The sequence below is a fragment of the Pseudomonas iranensis genome (genome assembly GCF_014268585.2).
Taxonomy (GTDB): domain Bacteria; phylum Pseudomonadota; class Gammaproteobacteria; order Pseudomonadales; family Pseudomonadaceae; genus Aquipseudomonas; species Aquipseudomonas iranensis.
This window is the reverse complement of the sequence record NZ_CP077092.1, coordinates 4225138-4247486: the sequence shown is the minus strand read 5'-3', so window position 1 is coordinate 4247486 and position 22349 is coordinate 4225138. Positions and strand designations below refer to the sequence as shown.

22 protein-coding genes and 2 pseudogenes are annotated in these 22349 nt (G+C 59.7%); 15 read left to right on the top strand and 9 right to left on the bottom strand.

Annotated features, from left to right (window positions below; genetic code table 11):
* Positions 1 to 571 precede the first annotated feature (571 nt).
* From HU724_RS19005 to rimA, 4 genes and pseudogenes are all read left to right on the top strand, one after another.
* The gene (locus HU724_RS19005; RefSeq protein ID WP_016775441.1) at positions 572 to 934 is read left to right on the top strand and encodes a DUF6124 family protein; all 363 of its coding nucleotides are present in this window, start codon (positions 572 to 574) and stop codon (positions 932 to 934) included.
* 405 nt (positions 935 to 1339) lie between these two features.
* Positions 1340 to 2464: pseudogene (locus tag HU724_RS28025) on the top strand (methyl-accepting chemotaxis protein); the annotation flags it as partial.
* Entirely contained in the window at positions 2450 to 3322 is an 873-nt protein-coding gene (locus HU724_RS28020) for a methyl-accepting chemotaxis protein (RefSeq protein WP_370695147.1), read from the top strand. The pseudogene HU724_RS28025 and the gene HU724_RS28020, both read left to right, overlap by 15 nt.
* A gap of 141 nt (positions 3323 to 3463) precedes the next feature.
* Positions 3464 to 4273 carry a S6 modification regulatory phosphodiesterase RimA gene (gene rimA, locus HU724_RS18995; protein WP_071173021.1) on the top strand — a complete coding sequence of 270 codons (810 nt, stop codon included), beginning with the start codon at positions 3464 to 3466 and terminating at the stop codon, positions 4271 to 4273.
* A 58-nt stretch (positions 4274 to 4331) separates the two neighbouring features.
* Here the strand turns inward: rimA and HU724_RS18990 are convergent.
* The 7 genes and pseudogenes from HU724_RS18990 to HU724_RS18960 all read right to left on the bottom strand — a co-directional run.
* Positions 4332 to 4487, bottom strand: a pseudogene (locus HU724_RS18990) (DUF6691 family protein); the annotation flags it as partial.
* A 102-nt stretch (positions 4488 to 4589) separates the two neighbouring features.
* Positions 4590 to 5375 (bottom strand): transporter substrate-binding domain-containing protein, encoded by a 786-nt coding sequence (locus tag HU724_RS18985; RefSeq protein ID WP_186566214.1) that lies wholly within the window; start codon positions 5373 to 5375, stop codon positions 4590 to 4592.
* Positions 5376 to 5433: 58 nt separating this feature from the next.
* Positions 5434 to 6303 carry a copper homeostasis membrane protein CopD gene (gene copD / locus HU724_RS18980; RefSeq protein ID WP_186566216.1) on the bottom strand — a complete coding sequence of 290 codons (870 nt, stop codon included), beginning with the start codon at positions 6301 to 6303 and terminating at the stop codon, positions 5434 to 5436.
* Positions 6304 to 6306: 3 nt separating this feature from the next.
* Entirely contained in the window at positions 6307 to 6681 is a 375-nt protein-coding gene (gene copC / locus HU724_RS18975) for a copper homeostasis periplasmic binding protein CopC (RefSeq protein WP_186566218.1), read from the bottom strand.
* A gap of 32 nt (positions 6682 to 6713) precedes the next feature.
* Entirely contained in the window at positions 6714 to 7583 is an 870-nt protein-coding gene (locus tag HU724_RS18970; RefSeq protein ID WP_186566221.1) for a copper resistance protein B, read from the bottom strand.
* An 11-nt stretch (positions 7584 to 7594) separates the two neighbouring features.
* A complete protein-coding gene (locus tag HU724_RS18965; protein ID WP_186566223.1) occupies positions 7595 to 9292 on the bottom strand; it encodes a copper resistance system multicopper oxidase in 1698 nt (565 codons plus the stop codon).
* Positions 9293 to 9394: 102 nt separating this feature from the next.
* Positions 9395 to 9865, bottom strand: coding sequence for a hypothetical protein (locus HU724_RS18960; protein WP_133340442.1), 471 nt, complete (start codon positions 9863 to 9865; stop codon positions 9395 to 9397).
* Between the two features lie 164 nt (positions 9866 to 10029).
* Here HU724_RS18960 and HU724_RS18955 point away from each other — a divergent pair, with 164 nt between their 5' ends.
* The 4 genes from HU724_RS18955 (at position 10030) to HU724_RS18940 (ending at position 12584) form a co-directional block, all read left to right on the top strand.
* A complete protein-coding gene (locus tag HU724_RS18955) occupies positions 10030 to 10698 on the top strand; it encodes a ribonuclease T2 family protein (protein ID WP_186566224.1) in 669 nt (222 codons plus the stop codon).
* A gap of 104 nt (positions 10699 to 10802) precedes the next feature.
* Positions 10803 to 11330 (top strand): PAAR domain-containing protein, encoded by a 528-nt coding sequence (locus HU724_RS18950; protein WP_225927706.1) that lies wholly within the window; start codon positions 10803 to 10805, stop codon positions 11328 to 11330.
* A 4-nt stretch (positions 11331 to 11334) separates the two neighbouring features.
* Positions 11335 to 12066: an alpha/beta hydrolase gene (locus tag HU724_RS18945; protein ID WP_186566228.1), complete on the top strand. Its 732-nt coding sequence runs from the start codon at positions 11335 to 11337 to the stop codon at positions 12064 to 12066.
* Positions 12063 to 12584 carry a hypothetical protein gene (locus HU724_RS18940; RefSeq protein WP_186566230.1) on the top strand — a complete coding sequence of 174 codons (522 nt, stop codon included), beginning with the start codon at positions 12063 to 12065 and terminating at the stop codon, positions 12582 to 12584. Before HU724_RS18945 ends, HU724_RS18940 begins: the two co-directional genes overlap by 4 nt.
* Before the next feature lie 17 nt (positions 12585 to 12601).
* Here HU724_RS18940 and HU724_RS18935 read toward each other — a convergent pair whose 3' ends face one another.
* Entirely contained in the window at positions 12602 to 13459 is an 858-nt protein-coding gene (locus HU724_RS18935; protein WP_186566232.1) for a LysR substrate-binding domain-containing protein, read from the bottom strand.
* A gap of 109 nt (positions 13460 to 13568) precedes the next feature.
* Between HU724_RS18935 and HU724_RS18930 the strand changes: the two genes are divergently transcribed.
* The 3 genes from HU724_RS18930 (at position 13569) to HU724_RS18920 (ending at position 16804) form a co-directional block, all read left to right on the top strand.
* A complete protein-coding gene (locus HU724_RS18930) occupies positions 13569 to 14276 on the top strand; it encodes a haloacid dehalogenase type II (protein ID WP_186566234.1) in 708 nt (235 codons plus the stop codon).
* 11 nt (positions 14277 to 14287) lie between these two features.
* Positions 14288 to 15061, top strand: a complete 774-nt coding sequence (locus HU724_RS18925; protein WP_186566236.1) for an aldolase — start codon at positions 14288 to 14290, stop codon at positions 15059 to 15061.
* Positions 15062 to 15235: 174 nt separating this feature from the next.
* Positions 15236 to 16804 (top strand): sensor domain-containing diguanylate cyclase, encoded by a 1569-nt coding sequence (locus HU724_RS18920; protein ID WP_186566238.1) that lies wholly within the window; start codon positions 15236 to 15238, stop codon positions 16802 to 16804.
* Between the two features lie 160 nt (positions 16805 to 16964).
* Here the strand turns inward: HU724_RS18920 and HU724_RS18915 are convergent, their stop codons facing one another.
* Positions 16965 to 17288 carry a hypothetical protein gene (locus HU724_RS18915; protein ID WP_186566240.1) on the bottom strand — a complete coding sequence of 108 codons (324 nt, stop codon included), beginning with the start codon at positions 17286 to 17288 and terminating at the stop codon, positions 16965 to 16967.
* A gap of 189 nt (positions 17289 to 17477) precedes the next feature.
* On the opposite strand from HU724_RS18915, the gene HU724_RS18910 reads away from it, so the two are divergent.
* From HU724_RS18910 to HU724_RS18895, 4 genes are all read left to right on the top strand, one after another.
* Positions 17478 to 17918, top strand: coding sequence for a carboxymuconolactone decarboxylase family protein (locus tag HU724_RS18910; protein ID WP_024013585.1), 441 nt, complete (start codon positions 17478 to 17480; stop codon positions 17916 to 17918).
* Positions 17919 to 18170: 252 nt separating this feature from the next.
* Positions 18171 to 18662, top strand: a complete 492-nt coding sequence (locus HU724_RS18905; protein WP_024013584.1) for a sigma-70 family RNA polymerase sigma factor — start codon at positions 18171 to 18173, stop codon at positions 18660 to 18662.
* 40 nt (positions 18663 to 18702) lie between these two features.
* A complete protein-coding gene (locus HU724_RS18900; RefSeq protein ID WP_186566242.1) occupies positions 18703 to 19686 on the top strand; it encodes a FecR family protein in 984 nt (327 codons plus the stop codon).
* A gap of 98 nt (positions 19687 to 19784) precedes the next feature.
* Positions 19785 to 22211, top strand: a complete 2427-nt coding sequence (locus tag HU724_RS18895; RefSeq protein ID WP_186566244.1) for a TonB-dependent siderophore receptor — start codon at positions 19785 to 19787, stop codon at positions 22209 to 22211.
* Positions 22212 to 22349: the final 138 nt, after the last annotated feature.

Here is a 22349-nt window from a genome sequence, read left to right as displayed (position 1 = left end):
GGCGACGGAGAAGCGGCGGGAGAGTGTGACGGGTTGTAGGGACATGTGAGGAATCTGGATCAAGAAGGCGAAGGCGCAAGAGTTTATCAGGTCTGCGAACAGGCAAAGGCTTGCGAGGCGCTGTTTGTGGTTTGAACTGGGCTCCGACGCGCTCGGCCTGATGGGAGGAAGTGTATTTCTGCCTGTTTTCTGTCCTTCAGTATGCGTTTAAACGATTGCGCAGGCGCTTGTTTAAATCTGACTGGTGAAAGTTATCCGAAGCCTACCTTGTCTTGCGCCTCCCCCTACACCTAAGACAGAATCCGCCGGCTTGTGCGTCTAGCCTGCGGGTTTTATCGTCTCCGGGTCACTGAAAACAGTGATCGGGTTTGGTAGCCCGTTCCGTCAGAAGCACAAGACTACTGTCTTGCGATGACGTTTCTCGTCTTCGTTTTATGGTGGTCATGCGCGGGGCGTCTTCGGATGCGCCGGGGTTCCTGACGACCGGTCTACCAACCTGCGTATGGCCTCCACCCTTCGTTTGGTAGCGAGAGTGATGGCTCCTTTTCGTTAATCCGTCAGGAGTTACACCATGTTCAAACCAACACCCAACCCGCCAGAAACCGACCCCGCATCCCCCTACGAATCCGCCAATTCCAAAAAACTCCACGAAGCCGCCGAGCGCGCGCTTGATCACTATCTCCTTCCCGCCAGCCTAATCAGGGCCAGCACCGATGCGCCCGAACGCATGTACCTCGCCAATCCCAAGTACGACATGGAATCCCTGTTGGCCAATGCCTGCGAAACCCTGGGTTCTGCCTCCGAAATGCTCAACAACTTTGCCGCGACGCTGGATAACTCGCGCCGCAAATCTGCGCTAGGCATTGCGCAGGTGGTGATGTTGGCGGAGTTGGCGGTGAATCAGGCGTTGGATAAGGTTGAAATCAAGCCGTAAACCCGTGTCCCTCTGTGGCATGCGGCACGCCGTTGCTGCAGAGGGGCGGGGTTCTGCATTGACATTTTCATCGTCTTTTCACGCCGATAGCGATGTGCCACAAATAATGATGGCAATGCGCCATCACGCCACTCAAAAAGTTCAACGATTATACAAAAATATAAAGTTGTACAAGTTTTCCCAAAATTAATAGCATCCCTCCAGACACCTTTGCTGAAACGATAAATCCAGCGTGCAAATGCTCTGTTTGCGAGGTGAAGGGTTTGTCTGCCGGTGCTCGCGTCGGGTCTCTTTTCGACGCTTCAACAGCATCGGCATTTGCATCTCCGGGACAGCTGGAGCGTCCCGTATTACGCCTTGGATGACGACCCCCGAATGTCTGGACGGTGACTGTGGTTACCGGAGATGAATTTTTGTGCCTGGCGTTTCGCGTCAGGACGTTTGAGGCTGAATATGGCAGTAGCATCGAATTTCCTCGGTGACATCAAAGTTTCCCGCAAGCTGGGAACCGGCTTCGGCATTCTTCTGCTGGCCGTTTTGGCGGTTGCCTTCATTGGCTATAACAGCAACAGCGTGCTGGTTGATCGCTTGAGTACGACGCGCCTGATCGGCACGTTGAATGACGCTACGCAAAATATGCGTCTGTCCGAGAAACAGTACGAAGCCGCCGCTGACGCAGCGTTCGCCGAGTCCTATAACGCGCAGTTGAATGTCTTGCAGGGCCTTGTGGGCAAGGCGCTGGACACGTTGACCCGCGCTGAAAACCAGCAAGCCCTGAAGGCGTTGCAAACCACGATTGTTGCCTACGACCAGAAGGTGAAACGGCTGATCGCTGCCGACCAGTCGACCACGGATGCGTTGAAACCGCTGACGGCGCTGTCGGACAAGTACGCGCAAACTTTTGCCGGCATGCTTGAAGGCACCACGACCAGTGCACTGGCGTCTGCCGATGGTGAACGCGTTCGGGAGCTGCGTACGGTGGCCGACTTGCGCAATGGCATGACCACGTTTCGCCTGATGTTGCGTCGTTACATCGCGGTGCCCAACGACGTGAACAAAAAACTGCTGATGGAAACCATCGATAGCTTCTTGAGTGATATCAGCAAGGCGCGCACCAGCCTGCCGACGGCGCTGTCGAGCCAACTGGAAGAAGCCCACGCCGGCATGCGGCGTTATCGCGAAGTACTGGTGGAAGTGGCCGGCCTGTTTGAGCAGAAGCAGAACATGCGCGAGCAGGTCGACCAGGAAAGCAAGGCGATGGACAAGATCATGAGTGGCCTGATGGACACCCAGCAGCGCCTTGCGCGTGAGGATCAGCATTCGGCTTTTATTCAGATGGCGGTATTGACTGCGTTGGCACTGGTGATCGGGCTGTTGGCTTCGGTGGTCATCTCGCGCCAGATCACTGCGCCGCTGGCGCTGACGGTTGATCTGGCGCGACGGATTGCCAAAGGCGACCTGACGGTACAGGTCAGGTCTGCGCGCAAAGATGAGTTGGGCGATCTGCAAAATGCGATGCAGGAGATGGCGCAGAACCTGAACACGCTGGTGCAAGGTATCGGCAATGGCGTCACGCAGATTTCCACTTCTGCGGAAAAGCTCTCGGCCATGAGCGAGCAGACCAGCGCGGGTGTGCGTCAGCAAAAGAGCGAGGTCGATCAAGTTGCCACGGCGATGCACGAAATGGCTTCGACGGTGCAGGAAGTTGCGCGTAACACCACCGATGCCTCCGCTGCCGCGACCCTCGCCGATCAGCAGGCGCGCCATGGCAGCACGGTGGTCAAGCAGGCGACGGTGCAGATCAGCGAACTTGCCATGGCCATTGAAGAGTTGGGCGGTGCGATGAATGTGCTGACTCAGGACAGCGAGCAGATCGGCAAAGTCATCGATGTGATCAAAGCCGTCGCCGAGCAGACCAATCTGCTCGCGTTGAACGCCGCTATCGAAGCCGCGCGGGCGGGTGAGCAGGGCCGTGGTTTTGCTGTGGTGGCAGACGAAGTGCGCTCGCTGGCGCAGCGCACGCAGGACTCGACCAAGGAAATCGAAGCGCTGATCGTCACCCTGCAACAAGGCACGCAAGCGGCCGCGACGCTGATGACCTCAAGCCGCGAACGCACCCTCGATACGGTGGTACTGGCGCAGAAGGCTGAATTGGCGATTACCGAGATCAATCAGTCCATCGGTACGATCCAGGAGATGAGTCTGCAGATCTCGGCCGCCGCCGAGCAGCAAAGTGCCGTGGCCGACGAAATCAACCGCAGCATTGTCAGTGTGCGTGATGTGGCTGACCAGTCGGCTGTCGCCAGCGAAGAAAGCGCGGCGGCGACGATTGAGTTGGCGTCACTGGGGCAGGACCTGCAGCGAATGACCGCGCATTTCCGCACCTGATCTTTTCAACTTGGCGCACGCGGGGCCTTCAACTATTCAGGCGCCGCGGGGCTGAAGTTATTGCCTTGTTTGCAGATAACTAAGGCCAGCAGCTGTTTTATTTATCGCCATGGAAGGTTGCACGCCGTCATCAGGTGGTTCATGACCGACTTTCCAAAATCATTCGCGTCTCCCGGTGGCTGCCAGGGCTGTAGAAACAAAGGTGTGCCAGAGATGGATTTCGCCTTCGCTTTCCAGCCCATTGTGGATCTGCGCGATCAAACGACGTTTGCCCATGAAGCGTTGGTTCGCGGCGTAAACGGTGAAGGTGCCTTGTCTGTCCTGGAGCAGGTGGACGATCAGAACCGTTACCGATTCGATCAACTGTGTCGAGTGCGGGCAATTTCCACCGCGGCTGACTTAGGCATGACGCAGTACCTGTCGATCAACTTTCTGCCGAATGCCGTTTACCGGCCGGAGATGTGTATTCGCAGCACATTGGAAGCGGCGCGCACATACGGCTTTCCGCTGGAGCGGCTGATCTTCGAAGCCGTGGAAGGCGAGCACGTTGAAAGCAACAAACACTTGATGAATATCTTGCGTGAGTATCGTGAGTTTGGTTTCAAGACGGCCATCGACGACTTTGGCGCAGGCTATTCCGGCCTTAACTTGTTGGCGGATTTTCAACCGGACCTGATCAAGCTGGATATGGCGCTGATCCGCAATATTCACCGTGACCGCGTACGCCAGACCATCGTGCGCAACGTGGTCAACATGTGCAGAGAGTTGGGCGTGGAAGTGATCGCCGAGGGCATAGAAAATGCCGAGGAAAGAGACTTTCTCGCCGATTGCGGCATTTATCTGATGCAGGGCTACTGGTTTGCCAGGCCCTCGTTCAAATCGTTGGCGCAGATCTCGACGAGTGCGTGGCTGGGGAGATCATCCAATCCGCGCTCTTATGCAAAACATTGACCGCCACCGACACTGGCTGCCGTCGGTGCCATGCGCCTGAATGCCGGTTGTTCTGCGGTCACGGGTTGCGTCGGGTTTCCAGCAGCGTAAATAACCCCATGCCTGCGAGCATCGCCAATACGAAAACCATTGCCTGCCAGTGGCCCGTCAACAGGATGGTCACTGCCGGGCCAGGGCAGATGCCGGCTATCCCCCAACCGACGCCGAACAGCAGGCCGGCCAGGAATGCATTCAGTTTGAGCACGTTCAGATTCCCGACACCGCGTGCATTGAGCGAACCGTTCCCTAAACGCGCGCGGTGGCCGGGTTCAGTGGCTTATTGCGGCACCGCAATCCACTCACCCAACGTCTGCTGATACTTGCCAGTGACCTTGCTCAAGTGCAGCCACTGATCGACATACAGTTTCCAGCTGATGTCATCACGCGGCAGCAAGTACGCCTTCTCGCCGTATTGCATGTATTGATGCGGATTCACCGCGCACAAACCGGGTTTGAGTTTCTGCTGATACAGCGCTTCCGAGGCGTCGGTGATCATCACGTCGGCTTTGTTGTCGAGCAGTTGCTGGAAGATCGTCACGTTGTCGTGCAAAGCCAGTTGCGCCTTGGGCAGGAAGGCGTGAACGAAAGCTTCGTTGGTGCCGCCGGCAGGTTCCACGAGGCGCACGTTGGGCTGGTTGATCTGGTCGATGGTCTGGTATTTGGACTGGTCGGCGCAGCGCACCAGCGGGATCTTGCCGTCGGTGTCGAGGGTGTTGCTGAAGTAGGCTTTTTTCTGCCGCTCCAGTGTGACCGAGATGCCGCCCATGCCAATGTCGCATTTGCCGGCCTGCATGTCGGGCATCAGGGTTTTCCAGGTGGTCTGCACCCATTGCACCTTGACGCCGAGGCTGTCGGCCAGGGAGCGGGCCATGCTGATGTCGATGCCTTCGAAGTCGCCGTCGCTGCGCTTGAAGGTGTAGGGCTTGTAATCGCCGGTGGTGCAGACGCGCAACTGGCCTTGTTGCTGAATGCTGTCGAGGTGGGACGTGGCGGGGTCGGCGTGAGCGCCAGTCGCCAGGGTCAGCAGGCCGCCGAGGATCATCGTGCTTTTTAGTGTTGTCATTGAGATCGGGCTTCTGAAAGGGAAGGTGGCCCAGTGTAGTGAAAGCCTTCCACGGGTGTCATCCCGGGTCCGGACTCAATGTGCCCAGCCACGCCACCAGCGCCACGATCAAAAGGGCAAGGGCCAGCTCCATCACCACACTGCGCCGCAGCGCGTTCGCGGCGATGAGGTGCTGGCCGTCGCGCAGCGATTGTTGCAGTGACGGTCCAAGATGAAAGCGGTTCAACGCAGCCAGCACCAGCATCACGGCAAACGCCAGCACCTTGATCGTAAGCAGCTGCCCGTAGGTCCCGAACAGCACTCCGTCGAGCCTTGGGCCGACGATGAAAAGATAATTCATCACGCCGGTGACCGACACCGTCAGCACGATCACCGCGCCCACCCATTCGAAGCGTTTCACTGCACCGGCGAGCAGGCGAAGGCGTGTGTCACCGATCCGCCCGCTCGCCATCAACACCAGCGCCAGTAAGGCACCCAACCACGCTCCCGCCGCAAGCAGGTGCAAGATGTCGCTGAGAAAGTGCCAGAACCGCAGCCATCCTTCGTCCATCGCGCCATGCCCGCTCCACGCCAGCGAAGCGAGGGCAATGGCGCCTGCCAACGACGCTGGCCAAAGACCCGGTCGGATCACCACGATGGCCAACGCTGTCATCCGCAGCACCCACGCCAGGCCGACGTCCGTGTCCAGCAGCATCATCTGCAGGTGTGGCCACAATGCCGCGAGCTGTGTTTCGCCACTCATGGCGCGGGTCATCAGCACCAGCCCGGCCACTGACAGCAATGCCCCTGTCACTGCCATGCCGCGCAACAACGGACGGAACCGCAGCAGCGCGTTGAAGCTGTACAAGCCAAACAACGCCAGCCCGAACAACAGCAGCAAATCCACATACAAGGCGAACCGCAGGATGATGTTGAGCAGGTCCGCCATTGTTCACTTCACTTTGAACGTGACGTTACCGGTGATCGGGTGCGTGTCGGCGGACACCGCGCGCCACTGCACCTGATAGGTGCCGGCAGGCAGCGGGGCGAGCGGGGTGATCAGCATGGTTTTCGGATCGCTGCTGGCGCTGACTTTGGCTTTCATCGGCATCGGCGAGTGAGCCATGCCACCCATTTCGGTCATTACCAGTTTGGCCCCGGAGAATTGCGTGACCAGGTTCTCGGAAAAGTGCAGCTCGATCCTGTTCGGCGCGGCACTTTCCGCGCCTTCGGCCGGCGTTGACGAAAGCAGTTTCGGGTGGGCCTGGGCGAGGGTGCTCAGGAGCAATCCGCTGGCGAATATCAGAGGCAGGGTCAATGTGCGCATGCAAGGTCTCCGGTTTGTTTTTGTAGAAGAATTCAGAACCACAGCCTGACCCCGAGGACGAGGCGCGCCTCACTGCGGTCCTCGTCTTCTTCGCGGGCGTAGTCGGCGGTGTTGCCGTAAGTGCGATTCCACGTCACGCCGATATAAGGCGCGAATTCGCGGCGGATTTCATAGCGCAACCGCAGGCCTGCCTCGGTATTGGACAAACCTGAGCCGATGCCTCGCTGCGGATCGTTTTTGCCGTAGATATTCAGTTCAGCGGTCGGCTGCAGGATCAGTCGATTGGTCAGCAGGATGTCGTAGTCGCCCTCCAGGCGTACCGCGCTCTGGCCGCCCTCGCCAAGGAAAGCCGTGGCTTCGGCCTCGAAGTTGTACAGCGCCATGCCTTGCACGCCGAACGCGGCCCAGGTTTGCGGTGCGCCGGGTTTGAAGTCCTGACGCACGCCGCTGACCACGTCCCACCATGGTGAAATCGCGTGGCCCCATAGCGCTTGAATTTCCGCGTCTTCAGTCTTGCCGTTGTTGCGCTCGCCTTCAGAGCGCAGCCACAGCCGATCGGTATCCCCGCCGATCCAGCCGGACAGATCCCAGGCCAAAGCGCTGCCGACATCGGCGTTCTGCCATTCGAGTTTGTCGGCAAGAAAGTAGCTGTTTATAACGCTGTCATGCACCTGATGACCGCCGGGGCTGGTGAACACCGCAGCGCGGTCGGCGTCGGTCACGGGCGGAATCGGCGTGCGGCTTTCGCTGGGCGCGGCGGGCTGCATCATGCCGTCGTCCATGCTTTGCATTGCCGAATGATCCATCCCGGGCATCTGGCTGTGGTCCATGCCGTGCATGGCGTCGGCGGCCATGGCGGAGGTGCCGGCGAGCAGCAGCGAGAACACGCTGAGTCGAGTCATGATCGGCCTCTTCATTCTTCCACCCGCACTTCGCGGAACATGCCCGTTTCCATGTGATAAAGCAGATGACAGTGATAGGCCCAGCGGCCGAGGGCGTCGGCGGTGACGCGATAGCTGCGGCGGCTGCCGGGCGGCATGTCGATGGTGTGTTTGCGCACCTGAAAATTGCCGTTTTCGTCTTCCAGATCGCTCCACATCCCGTGCAGGTGGATCGGGTGGGTCATCATGGTGTCGTTGACCAGCACCAGGCGGATGCGCTCGCCGTATTTCAGCCGTAAAGGCTCGGCATCGGAGAATTTGATGCCGTTGAACGACCAGGCGAATTTCTCCATGTGGCCAGTCAGGTGCAGCTCTATCGTGCGGCTCGGATCGCGGCCGTCCGGGTCCTCGAAGGTGCTGCGCAGGTCGGCGTAGGTCAGCACTCGGCGGCCGTTGTTGCGCAGGCCGAGGCCTGGGTCGTCGAGCTTTGGCGCGGTGACCATGGCCTGCATGTCCACCAGCGGATTATTGTTTTCACTGTCGGGATGGGCTTGCATCGGGCCCATGCTGGAGTGATCCATGGCGCTCATGTCCATGCTGCCGTGATCCATGCCGCCCATGCCCATGTCGTCCATGCTCACCAATGGACGCGGATCCAGCGCCGGCACTGCTGCCGACATGCCGGCGCGTGTGGCAAGAGTGCCACGGGCGTAACCGCTGCGATCCATCGCCTGGGCGAAGAGGGTATAGGCCTCGGTTTCAGGTTCGACGATCACGTCATAGGTCTCGGCCACGGCAATGCGCAGTTCATCGACGCTGACCGGTTTGACGTGCAGGCCATCGGCAGCCACCACCGTCATCTTCAGTCCCGGAATACGCACATCGAAATATGTCATGGCCGAGCCGTTGATCAGGCGCAGACGCAGTTTTTCGCCGGGACGGAACAGCCAGGTGAAGTTGTCATCGGGGGCTTGGCCGTTGATCAAAAAGGTATACGTGGCGCCACTGACGTCGGCGATGTCGGTGGGGTTCATGTTCATTTGCGCCCACATCGTGCGATCGGCAACCGTGGCGCCCCAGCCTTTTTCGCTGACATCGTTGATAAAGTCGCCGACGGTGCGTTTGTGGAAGTTGTAGTAGTCGGACTGTTTTTTCAGGGTCTTCATCAGGCTGGCCGGGTCTTCGTCGGTCCAGTCGCTGAGCATCACCACGTAGTCGCGATCGTACTGGAACGGTTCCGGCTCTTTGGCCTCAATGACCAGCGGCCCGTAGACGCCGGCCTGCTCCTGTAAGCCGGAATGGCTGTGATACCAGTAGGTGCCGTGTTGCCGAACCTTGAATTGGTAGACGTACACGCCGCCCGGTTCGATGCCCTGGAAACTCAGACCCGGTACGCCGTCCATGTTCGCCGGCAGCAGAATGCCGTGCCAGTGAATCGAGGTGTCGGCGGTGAGCCGGTTACGCACCCGCAGCGTCACGGTATCGCCTTCGCGCCAGCGCAACAGCGGGCCGGGCAGGCTGCCGTTGATGGTCATCGCTGTGCGTGCCGAACCCGTGAAATTGACCGGAGTTTCGCCGATGAACAACTCGAATTCGTTACCGCTCAGTTCGTTGACGGGCGCGGCGCCGTCCAGCGCCCAGACCGGTGTCCGCCAGAGCCCGAGGCCACCGAGCAAGCTACCGGCGGCCAGGCCTTTGACAAAAGTGCGTCTTGTGAGAATGGAAGGCATGCGCTGGAAATCCCCGTCTGGCTCATGACAGAGAGACTAGCCAGCCCCGGCTTTCAGTTGGCTGAGGCAAACATTACAGTTTTGTCAGTTAACCTGGGCGGCTTACAGGCTCAACCCTTGCTGCACCACCTGCAGCAGATTGTTTTCCGTCAGCGCGATCGCATCCAGCTCCTGGCCGGTCTCGATAGTCTGCAACCACCAATGGCTTTCGCCATGCTCGTCAACCGTGCGCAGCAACGACTGATCACGTCCCGGCACCTTGATCTCGACACGTCCGCAACCGTCCTCGGTAAACCGCGCAATCGGATCGAAAATCAGACTGTGATCGTTCGCTTCGATCACCAACTGATCGATGGCGTAGTCGTGGCTTTCGCCGTCCGGCGAACTTTCGCAAACGTGCGTAGGATTGCGCCGAATCTTCAGTCCTACTTCGGTGACTGGCTGTAGCCAGGCTTCGATGCGGTGGTACAAGTCGTACACCTGAGCAGGCCAGCAATCGATTTCCAGCGCCGCATCAGCCTGGGTATGCCGTGTCTGCTTGAGTCTGGCGGCGAGTTCGTCTGCTTTACTCATGTCGGTTCCCTTGTTGGATGTCTGCCTGTTCAGCGTAGACGTTTGCACGGCGCAGGGCCTTGCCTTGCGTCATGCGCTTGCAATACAAGCGTGTCGAAATCAGCACTGGCCAGGTCTGGCCAACAACGAAAACCACGGACGCAGGCGTCCCAAGGAACGGGTGAATGAAAAAGCTGTTTACAATTCTGGCGCTGATCGCGCTGACGGCCGGTAGCATCGGCTTGAGTTCGGCGCGTCAGTCGTCATCGAACAAAGCGCAGGCGGAATCGGTGGCGGGGGTGTTCGACTACTACCTGCTGGCGCTGTCCTGGTCGCCGACTTTTTGTCTGACGCACAAGGACGATGCGCAGTGCACCGGCAAGGGTTACGGTTTTGTCCTGCATGGTTTGTGGCCGCAATACGCCAAGGGCGGCTGGCCAGAATCCTGTCCGCCGCTGACCAGGCTATCGGCGGCAGAAACCAGCAAGGGCCTGACGATGTACCCGACGAAAAAACTCCTCGATCACGAATGGTCCAAGCACGGTACCTGCAGCGGTCTGGGCGCGGTGGGCTATCTGGACCAGTCCGATCAGGCCCTCGGCGCGGTGAAGATTCCGCAGGCGTTACAGCCGTTCGGCTCGACGTCGTACTACTTCGAAGCGCAGGAGATTGTCGATCTGTTTCGCAAGGCCAATCCGGGTATTCCCGAAGACGGAATTGCGGTGGTTTGCAGCGGCCCGCAGCTGTCGGAAGTGCGGGTGTGCATGGACAGGGATTTGCAATTCGGCGCCTGTGGCAAAGGGGTGAAGACTCAGTGTCGGGCGGGGGATATTCGGGTGCCGCCGGTACGGTGAGCATCAGTAACAGCCTATGAAAAGAGGCGCTCGCATGAGCGCCTCTTTTTTGCCTGACGATTTGTAGCGCTTGGCAAATTCGCGCATGCTGCGCGCCTCAAAGGATCTGCACGACACATTGCAAGGAGCTGTTCATGAGCGGAAAACCCGCTGCCCGCGTCACCGACCCCACCGCTTGCCCGTTGCCGGGACACGGCACCAACCCGATCGTCAGCGGCTCGCCGAACGTGAATTTCGACGGACTGGCAGCTGCGCGCATGACCGACAAGTCCGCTTGCGGCAGCGCAATCAGCGGCGCTGTATCTGGCACCGTGTTCATCAATGGCTTGAACGCGGCGACGCTGGACAGCACCGGTGGCCACGGCAATGTTGTCATCGGCGGTTCAGGCACGGTGATCATTGGCGACACCGTAATCGCGGCGCCTTTCAGTGGTCTGCTGCCGATGCCGGTGCACTTCACCGACAAGCTGAAACTGGTCAACGATGTGACCGGTGAACCGATGCCCAACCATCCCTACATGATCCAGCGCGCCGACGGGCGCATGGAGCATGGCGTGTCTGATGCCGACGGATTTACCCATGAAGTCAGTTCGCACCTGCCTGAAACCATCAAGCTGTTTCTGGAGGAGTGAGGCAATGACGGCTGAGACGGTAACGTGCGCGAAGGGCAACACTTACAAGCTGCACAAGGAGCATACGCTGACCGACAAGAAGGATGTCAGCGCCAAGCCTGTGCCGGTGGAAAGTACCAAGGCGATCGTGCTTTTTATTGGCGGGGCTGGGGATAAGGAGAGTTATTACTTTTCTGGGCCTTATGGAAACATCCAAGAGGCGCGCAAGGAATTTGATGAGCGAGCTTTAACGCTTGCGAGGGAAGGGAAATACAAGTCGGACTGGTTAGGTTACAACCAAGTCAAAGGAAAGCAGGATATCCAGCGGTACGTCCTGAGTCTGATTCCCTACAAGAGCTGTCCCGTATACATCATTGGGCATAGCCTCGGTGGGTGGAATGGCGCGCACCTGACGAAGTTAATGTCGGATTGGAATTACAGAGTTCAAATGTTAATTACCCTTGATCCGGTGGGTGAGGGGGCTTTGGTCTGGGCTGGCTCAGACATTTACTTTGGCGCTCCTGATCCAGTCGCTCATGATTGGATAAACGTCAAGGCAACGCCATCCAGAAGAAACTCATCAGACGGAGTCGCGGATTTTGGCGAGAAATGGACAATTTCATGCGGACCTTCATTGAACATCAATGTTGACACCAATCACGCTAATGCCTTGGGTTTGTTTACCGCGCGTATCGCCGGGGGAAAAACGGCGAGTGATCTTCTCTTCGACTCGATCATGAAGGAGTTTCCAGCATGAACAAGACGTTGCTTTGCGCGTTTCTGGCTATTTGCTCGGGATGCGCCAAAGACCATGTTATGCCTGCCGCTCACCTGAAATTCATGTCAGTTGAAAGAGAGCAGTCTGTTTTATACGTAATCAAATATCAGTCTGATGTTGATATTCTGGATCTTTTTGGACTAGGCGAGCGGGAAGGAATTATCTCAGGCATGCTCAAATGCGCTTTGGCTGACGATCAGGATTTCTCAGTAGGCAAAGGCATTCGGTTTTCCTCATACGGCTTGATCAGATCCGACAAAGCAAAAAGCGAGAGTGGCAAATTCGCTTACTTCACCCGAGCCTTCATGAGTGAAACTTCCAGCGATCAAAGTTCGGAAAGACATTTGTCCGTAGCGGAGCTGAACAACCTCCTCGCCAACAAAACCCAAATCCCCTGCAAGGTCGTCATCACCGCCTTCGGCTACAAACCCTACTACTCAAACACCATGAACATCCCCACCGCCGACCTGCTCCGCGAAATCAACAAACCCGAATAAACAACCCCGGGGGGGACTCACGCAAATCCCCCCGCATCCACCCCCAATTCCCCACGCAAAAACTCCACCAGCCCCCGCTGCAACCCGCTCAACACTCCCTCGCGGCTGACCAGCGCCAGTTCCGTCGGCGCCAGATCGGGCAGATCCGTACACACCTCATGCTCCGGCAATAGCGCCGAAACCGGCAACACCGAAATCCCTAACCCAGACGCCACCGCCGCTTGTATCCCGGTCAGGCTGTGGCTGCCGAACGCCACTCGCCATGGTCGCTGCGCCACATCGAGCAAGCGAATCGCCCGTTGTCGGTACAGGCAGCCCTGCGGAAACAGTGCCAGCGGCAGCACACCGCTGGAGGTGTCGAATTCGGTGCCTTTGACCCAGACCAGTCGTTCCGGCCAGGTAGCCCATGCCGGGCCGCTGTCGGGTTCGCGTTTGATCAGGGCAATGTCGATGTCGCCGGCGTCGAGGCGTTGGCGCAGGTCGAGGCTCATGCCGCTGATGGTTTCCAGGCGCGCTTGCGGATGGTTGCGGGTGAAACCGGCGAGGATCAGTGCCATGCGCCGGGCGTCGAAGTCTTCCGGCATGCCGATGCGCAGCACTTCCAGGTCGACGTCGCTGGCCAGCGCTTGCGTGGCTTCGGCGGACAGCGCCAGTAACCGGCGCGCATAGTGGATCAGCAGTTCGCCGTGTTCGGTGACCGCGACGTTCACTCCGGTGCGGTCGCGCAGGAGTAGCGGGTGGCCGACCAGATCTTCGAGTTTGCGCACCTGCTGGCTGACCGTCGATTGCGTGCGGTGCACACGTTCCGCTGCGCGGGTGAAGCTGCCTTCGTCGACTACGCAGACAAAGGTTTTCAGCAATTCCAGATCCAGCATGGCGGCGTTCCTGATAGTGGATTTGCGAATGACGATAGCGGATTTATTTAATTTCTCACTATCACCGCACGCTCATAAGCTGAAATCCTCACTTTGGAGGAATCGACCGATGACCTTGAACAACACGCCGCGCCCGCACTGGCTGACCTTCGATTGCTACGGCACGCTGATTCAGTGGGATGAAGGACTGAAAGCCGTGGTCGAGAAAATGCTCAGCGACAAGGGCGAGCACGCAGTCGACGCCGCTAAGCTGATCGAAGTCTACGACCGTCACGAGCATCGTCTCGAACAAACACCGCCGCACCGTTCCTTTCGCGAACTCAGCACCCTCGGCCTGCAACTGGCGCTGGAAGAATTGGGCTTGCCGAGCCAGCCCGAGGACAGTCAACGCCTGGCGTCAGCCATCCCCAACATGCCGCCATTTGCCGAAGTGGTCGACACCCTCGCGCAGCTCAAAGCCATCGGCTTCAAGCTGTGCATCGTCTCCAACACCGACGACGACATCATTGCCGGCAACGTCGCGCAACTCGGTGGCCATATCGACCGGGTGATCACCGCGCAACAGGCTGGCGCCTACAAGCCGGCGCCCCGTCTGTTCGACTATGCTCATGCGCAGTTGGGCGTGACCCGGGATGAAGTGGTGCACATCTGCGCAAGCCCCATGCTCGATCACACAGCGGCGCGGGACATGGGCTTTCGATGCGTGTGGATCGATCGCGGCACGGGTCGTCAGTTATTGCCGGACTATCGCCCCGACGCGATCCTGTCCAGCCTCGATCAAGTGCTGCCGCTGTTCAAATCCCTCGGCTGGACCTAAGGAGAATTGCCATGGCTCATATCTTGAGCGGCACTGGCAAAGCCAGACCAAGCGCAACGCTGAACCTGGACACCGAGGCGATCATCACCGCCCGCAACGAACTCGCTGCGTGCTTTCAACTGGCCGCGCTGCACGGGTTGGAGGAGGGCATCTGCAATCATTTTTCGGCGATGCTGCCGGGGCATGATGATCTGTTTCTGGTCAATCCATACGGCTACGCTTTTTCGGAAGTGACAGCGCAAAATTTGCTGGTCTGTGACTTCGCCGGCAATGTGGTCGATGGCGATGGCGAGCCCGAAGCGACCGCCTTCTACATCCACGCGCGCCTGCACAAACAACTGCCACGGGTAAAAGTCGCGTTCCATACGCACATGCCCCACGCCACCGCGTTGTGCCTGTTGCAAGGCCCGCCGCTGCTGTGGCTTGGGCAGACTGCGCTGAAGTTTTACGGGCGCACAGCGGTGGACGAGGATTACAGTGGCCTCGCGCTGGACGCATCGGAAGGCGACCGCATCGCCAGCGTCATGGGCGACGCCGACATTCTCTTTCTGAAAAACCACGGGGTGATTGTCGCCGCGCCGACCATTGCCGAAGCCTGGGACGATCTGTATTACCTGGAACGCGCCGCGCAGGTGCAACTGCTGGCGATGGCCACTCAGCGCGAATTGAAACCGGTGCCTCATGCGATTGCGCAGCGCGCCTATGAACAGATGCGTGAAGGCGATGCGCAAAGTGCCCGCGCACACCTGACCAGCGCGATGCGGCGGCTGGCCCTGCACAACTGATTAACCGTAAAGAAGCAATCGTAAATAAATCGACGAAAAGCGATCATCCAAACTCGCGACGCGCCGATAACTGGGCGGGAGGCGGGCGTTTGCCCGGTACATCCCGGTGGGCTACGCTCACACATACAAGGGTTTCGAGCTCGCGCCCCTGTCGTACCTGCCCAGGACATGCTTTTGCCAATCCCCATTCACGATCCGCATCAGGCCCCCGGCACGCTCAAACGGTTGCCGCTTCGCAAAGCGGCGGTGCTGTTTATCGTTGCGGTGAGCCTGTGCCTGTGCGGTCTGCTGTACCTGCAACTGGAGCAGTCGCGGCGTCAGGATCTGGCAGTGGCGAAGATGGCCTCGGGCAACCTGACCCGGGCCATGGCGCAGCAGGCCGAGGACACCGTGCGGGCGGCGGATCTGGTGATGACCAGCCTGGTCGACTGGATTCAGGACGATGGTTACGGGACGGCGCAGCGACCCCGGTTACAGCGGATTTTCGCCCGCCGCGCGCAGCAACTGGATCAGCTGCATGGCATCTTTCTCTTCGATCGCGAAGGGCAGTGGATCATCACCTCGTTCGCTGATCTGCCTCGTGGCAATGGCGTGGCCGATCGCGACTATTTCAAGTTCCATCAGCAGAATGCGTCGACCGTTGCGCACATCGGCCCGGCGATTCGCAGCCGCGAAAACGGCGAATGGATCATCCCGATTTCCAGACGCGTGAACGACCAGCTCGGCAACTTTCAGGGCGTGCTGATGGCGGGCATCCGCATGTCCTACTTCGATCAGTTCTTCAAAAGCTTCAGCCTCGATGGCAGCGGCATCATGTTTCTGGCGCTGACCGACGGCACCTTGCTGGCACGACGGCCCTTTGATGAGTCGTTGATCAATACCTCGGTGGCCCACGGCGAGATCTATCAAACCCTGCTGCCGAACGCTAACGCTGGCACCGCGATGCTCAACTCCGTGGTCGACGGCGTGACCCGCTTGTACGGCTATAGACAGCTCGCCTCGTATCCGCTGGTGGTCTCTGCGGCGACGTCGCAAGACACGATTCTGCAGGGCTGGTATGACCGCGCGTTTCAGTCCAGCGTAATTGTCGCGCTGGTGATTCTCGGGGTTGGCCTGTTCGGCTGGGTGTTCATTCATCAGGTGCGCGACGGCGAGCGTATCGAGAATAACCTACGCAAGGCGCAACGGGCGCTGGAGCAGATCGCCACCCACGACAGCCTTACCGGGTTGGCCAATCGGCGCTTGTTCGAGCGTTCCCTGGACATTGAGTTTGCCCGTGGCGCGCGGCAGGTCAGTCCGGTCAGCCTGATCATGCTCGATATCGATTTCTTCAAGCGCTACAACGATGCTTACGGCCATGTCGCCGGCGATCAATGCCTGGCGCAGGTGGCGCAAGTGGTGAAGGCCTGCTGCCAGCGCAAGTCGGATCTGGCGGTGCGTTATGGCGGCGAAGAATTTGCCGTGCTGCTGCCGGACACCGACATCAACGGTGCGCTGGCGATTGCCGGGCAGATTCGCCGTAGCGTGATCGACAAGCACATCATCCACAGCGGCTCGCCGACCGGTTATCTCACCGTGAGCCTGGGCTGTTATGCGTTTATTCCGCACGGCAACGACAGCCCGCAAGTGTTTATCCAGCGCGCGGACGCGGCGTTGTATCAGGCGAAAAATGCCGGGCGCAATCGCGCGGCGGTGTTTGCAGCTGAAGAGGCTTTTGCCGAGCTGATGCGTTCGGATCGCTGATTCTTTCAATCGACATGAATCAGAAGTGGGAGCGAGCCTGCTCGCGAAGAGGGCATGTCAGTCGCCATATTTGTTGACTGATACACCGCTTTCGCGAGCAGGCTCGCTCCCACATTGTTTCGTGATGGACTCAAGACTATCCGGGATGGCTCTTGTTCGTTCAGCCGCCCGTGCCACCGCCCGCGCCACCCGTGCCGCCGCCGGCCGAACCGGTGCCACCGCCCGCGCCGGAACCCGAACCGCTGGCGCCGCCATTGGTACCCGTTCCCGAGCCAGTACCGGTGCCGGTGCCGTTATTGGTTCCGCCAGAACCGCTGCCACCCGATGGCGAGCCCGGGGTGTTGTCTGGCGGCATGGTCGAGCTGCTGGCGCCGCCGGACTTGGTGCCCGTCGCATCGATGCTGTCATTGGCCGCGAAGCTGGCGGCGGACGCCGTGGCGAGCAGGCCGGCCAACAATAACGAAGTGAATTTGCGCGTCATCATGGTACGTCTCCTGATAAAGGGGATTACCTGATATTGGTCTTGCGCACTGAAACCTTGGTGCCCGTCGAGTGACGAGCGGTCAGTCGCCGCGCCAACTGGCCTACCGTTCTTCTGCAATATTGGCTATTTGCCGAACCACCCCCGGGGACTAACGTAGCCATACATTCAATCGCTACCCCGGAGCCCACCATGCAATCTCGTGCCGATTTCTACACCGCTTCCCCTGATGCCATGAAAGCGATGATGGCGCTGGAAAATGCCGTCTCGAAACTGTCGCTGGAAAAGAGCCTGCTCGAACTGGTCAAGCTGCGCTCTTCGCAAATCAACGGCTGCGCATTCTGCATCGACATGCACACCGCCGACGCGATCAAGGACGGCGAAACCCCGCGCCGCCTGTTCGCCGTAACGGCATGGCGGGAAGCGCCGTTCTTCAGCGAGCGTGAACGCGCCGCGCTGCTGTGGACCGAGTCGCTGACACAACTGAGCCTGACCCACGCGCCGGACGAAGACTATGAAGTCGTCGCTGCGCAGTTTTCACCGAAGGAACTGGTTGACCTGACAGTGGCGATCAACACCATCAACGGCTGGAATCGCCTGGCGGTGGGCTTCCGCAAACTGCCGCAGGCCTGAGATATTCACGCTTTTACCTTGCGGGAGCGAGCCTGCTCGCGAAGGCGACGTGTCAGTCACCATCATCGTTGCTGACATACCGCATTCGCGAGCAGGCTCGCTCCCACAGGGACCTGCTCAATGCCCATCGGAGCTCGGCGTCGTCGGTGGTTGCACCTTGCGCATCAAGAACACCATCACAGCGTGCATTGCTTTGTCTTAATACGAAGCATTACTATTCACGCCCCTTTCTCACCACGCCGCCCATCCCCCATGCGCTCCCGCAGATCCGGCTTTTTCGAGCATTACGAAGAGTTGATCGGCACCTGGACTCGGCGCCTGCGCAATCGCGCGCAGGCCGAGGATCTGGCGCACGACACCTTTGTGCGGGTGCTCGAGGCGGATTCGGCGGCGGTGCAGCAGCCGCGTGCGTATCTGCATCAGACCGCGCGCAATATCGCGGTCGATGGTTATCGGCGGGAGGACCGGCGGGGCGTCATGGAGTCGGAGGCGGTCGAGGACACTGCGTCGTCAGCGGGCGATCCGGAGCATTACATGCACGCGATCCAGTTGGCCGACTCCATCGAACGCGCGCTCACCGAGCTGCCGCTCAACTGCCGCAAGATCTTTGTCTGGCAGAAGATCGAAGGCCTGACTCAGGCAGAAATCGCCGAGCGCCTGGGGCTGTCCAAGAACATGGTCGAAAAGTATATGATCCGCACCCTGCGGCATCTGCGTGAGCGGCTGGATGGCTTGCAATCATGAGCGCTCGCGTCTTTTCATTCTCAGCCGGACAGGACATTCCATGATGGAAACGGGTGATTGCGCCTGTGGGCAAACGGCGGTGCGTGACGAAGCGGCGGCCTGGTTCGTGCGTCTGCAGGAGCCGGATGTCAGCGTCGAGCAACGGCAGCGGTTCGACGCCTGGTTGAACGAGCATCCGCAGCACCGTGAGGAATTCCAGTTGCTGCAAGGCATGTGGACCGCGGCTGATCTGTTGCCGACTTCTCGCCTCATGGCGCTTGCCGAAACTCCGCCACCTCGCCGCGAACGCCGGCCGTTGTTGCATTATGCCGTCGCCGCGAGTGTCCTCGCCGTGGCGCTGGGACTTGGCCTGTTCAGTGGTTTGAATCAGCCGGGCGGTTACCGCGCCGAATTCGCCACCGTGCTGGGCGAGCGCAAACATGTGGCGTTACCCGATGGCTCGGTGATCGACATGAACAGTCGCAGCCGCTTGCTGGTGCGTTATGAGCAGGATCATCGAGTTATCGAGTTGAGCGCGGGTGAGGCGATGTTCAGTGTTGAACACGACGCCTCGCGTCCGTTTATTGTCGAAGCCGGCAGCGGCAAGGTCACAGTCACCGGTACGCGTTTCGATGTGCGCCGCGATGCCACGCAAACCCGCGTTGCGGTGGAGCAGGGCACGGTGAAAGTGCAGGGAAGTGCTGCCCCGGACAACCAATTCATCAACCTCACCGCAGGCCTCGGCACCGCGGTCGATGCCCAGGGCAAAGTCCTGCCGGCCTACGCGGTCAACCCGGCGGAACTGACCGCCTGGCGCAACGGCAAGCTGGTGTTCAACAACGCCAGCCTCGGCGAAGTAGCGGCGGAAGTATCGCGCTATCGCGACAAACCGCTGACCGTATCCCAGCCGAACGTGGCCAGCCTGCGCCTGACCAGCGTGTTCAAATCCGACGACACCGACGCCTTGCTCAAAGCCTTGCCGAGCATCCTGCCGGTGACGGTGCGCACCCTCGCCGATGGCAGTCAGGAAATAATTTCCAGATAGCATTCAGGTTTTTTCCCCGTTCATCGTCTTCCTGTTCAACTGCAACTGGTTTGCATTAACAGCCGCACACTCTTGCGATCCACAGGACTCCGTACGACGTGAACATCACCACCCACCACAATAAAAAATCCCCTTGGTTGCCATTGGCTCTCGCGCTGGCGGTCAGCGCCGCGATGCCGTTGGCGTTTGCCGCTGAAGCCATTCATATCCGCGCGCAACCGCTGGGCCAGGCCTTGAGCGAGCTGGGCCAGCAAACCTCGCTGCAGGTGTTTTTCAGCCCCGAACTGGTGGCCGGCAAACAGGCGTCAGCGGTCGACGGCGACCTTTCGCCAGAGCAGGCTTTGCGGCAGCTATTGCAGGGCAGCGGTCTCGATTATCAGATCAATGAAGGCTCGGTGACGCTCGCCCCAGCCGCTACCTCCGCAGCCAGCAACGGCCCGCTGGAGCTCGGCGTGACCGACATCAAAGTGGTCGGCGACTGGCTCGGTGACGCCGACGCGGCGGTGGTGCAGAACCACCCCGGCGCACGCACGGTGATTCGCCGCGAAGCGATGGTCGAGCAGGGCGCGATGAACGTCAGCGACGTGCTCAAACGCGTGCCCGGCGTGCAGGTGCAGGACTCCAATGGCACCGGCGGCAGTGATATTTCCCTCAACGTCGGCGTACGCGGTCTGACTTCGCGCCTGTCGCCACGCTCGACCGTGCTGATCGACGGCGTACCTGCCGCGTTTGCTCCGTACGGCCAGCCGCAACTGTCGATGGCGCCGATTTCCTCGGGCAACCTCGACAGCATCGACGTGGTGCGTGGCGCCGGTTCCGTGCGCTACGGGCCACAGAACGTCGGCGGCGTGATCAACTTCGTGACCCGCGCGATCCCGGAGAAAACCACCGGCGAAATCGGCACAACGCTGGAAACCACTCAGTACGGCGGCTGGAAACACATCGACACCGCATTCCTCGGAGGCACCGCCGACAACGGCATGGGCGTCGCGCTGCTGTACTCCGGCGTCAACGGTCACGGTTATCGCGAGCGCAACAACGGCAACGACATCGACGACGTGCTGCTCAAGACGCACTGGGCGCCGACCGACCAGGACGATTTCAGTCTCAATTTCCACTATTACGACGCCAGCGCCGACATGCCCGGCGGTCTGACCCAGCGTCAGTACGACGACAAACCGTACGAATCGGTGCGTGACTACGACCAGTTCACAGGCCGGCGCAAAGACGTGTCGTTCAAGTGGATCCGCCAGATCGACGAGCGCACTCAGGCGGAAATCCTCACCTACTACACCGACAGCTTTCGCGGCAGTACCATCGCCGCGCGCGATCAGCGCACCCTCAGCTCATACCCGCGTTCCTACTACACCCTCGGCATCGAACCGCGCGTGTCGCGGGTGTTCGATGTCGGCCCGACCACTCAGGAAGTCAGCGTCGGTTATCGCTATCTGAAAGAGGCCATGCACGAAGAGTCGAGTCGTCTGGCGCTGGTCAACAATCAGCCGGTGGTCACGCCGACCTCCGACGGCCATGTGTTCCAGGATCGCACCGGTGGTACCGAGGCCAATTCGGTGTATGTCGACAACAAGATCGACGTCGGCAACTGGACCATCACCCCGGGCATTCGCTTCGAACACATCAGCACCGATTGGCACGACCGCGCCGTGCTCGACACCGCTGGCCGGCCGGTCCCGGAGAAAAACCGCAGCATCGAAAGCAATGAGCCGCTGCCGGCGCTGAGCGTGATGTATCACCTGTCCGATGCCTGGAAGCTGTTCGCCAATTACGAAACTTCGTTCGGCAGCCTGCAGTATTTTCAGCTCGGCCAGGGCGGTTCGGGTGACAGCACCGCCAACGGTCTGGAGCCGGAAAAGGCCAAGACCTACGAGATCGGCACGCGCTACAACGATGATGTCTGGGGCGGCGAGGTGACGCTGTTCTACATCGACTTCGATGACGAACTGCAATACATCAGCAACGACGTCGGCTGGACCAACCTCGGCGCGACCAAGCACCAGGGCATCGAAGCCTCGGCGCACTACGACATGGCCGCCCTTGATCCGCGTCTCGATGGTTTGACCGCCAACGCCGGTTTTACCTACACGCGCGCCACCTATGAAGGCGAGATCCCCGGCTTCAAGGGCCGCGATCTGCCGTTCTATTCGCGGCAGGTTGCGACGGTCGGATTGCGTTACGAGATCAACCGCTGGACGTACAACATCGATGGCTTCGCCCAATCGAAACAGCGTTCGCCGGGCACCGGTGTGAATGCGGATGGCAGCTTCAATGGCAACTACATCACTGAAGGCACGGCGGACGGGCAGTACGGCGACATCCCGGGTTACGTGACCTGGAACGTGCGCGGCGGCTATGACTTTGGTCCGCAGGTGTCGAACCTCAAGCTCGGTGCCGGGGTGAAGAACGTCTTCGACAAGCAATACTTCACCCGCTCCAGCGACAACAACTCGGGGATGTATGTCGGCGCACCGCGCACGTTCTTCGTGCAGGCCAGCGTAGGCTTCTAAGGCTTGATCGTTCCCACGCTCTGCGTGGGAATGCAGCCCGGGACGCTCCGCGTCCCTTGCAAAGCCGAACGCGGAGCGTCCGTTGAGGCATTCCCACGCAGAGCGTGGGGAACGATCTGGCTACGTCCTGCTCGCGAA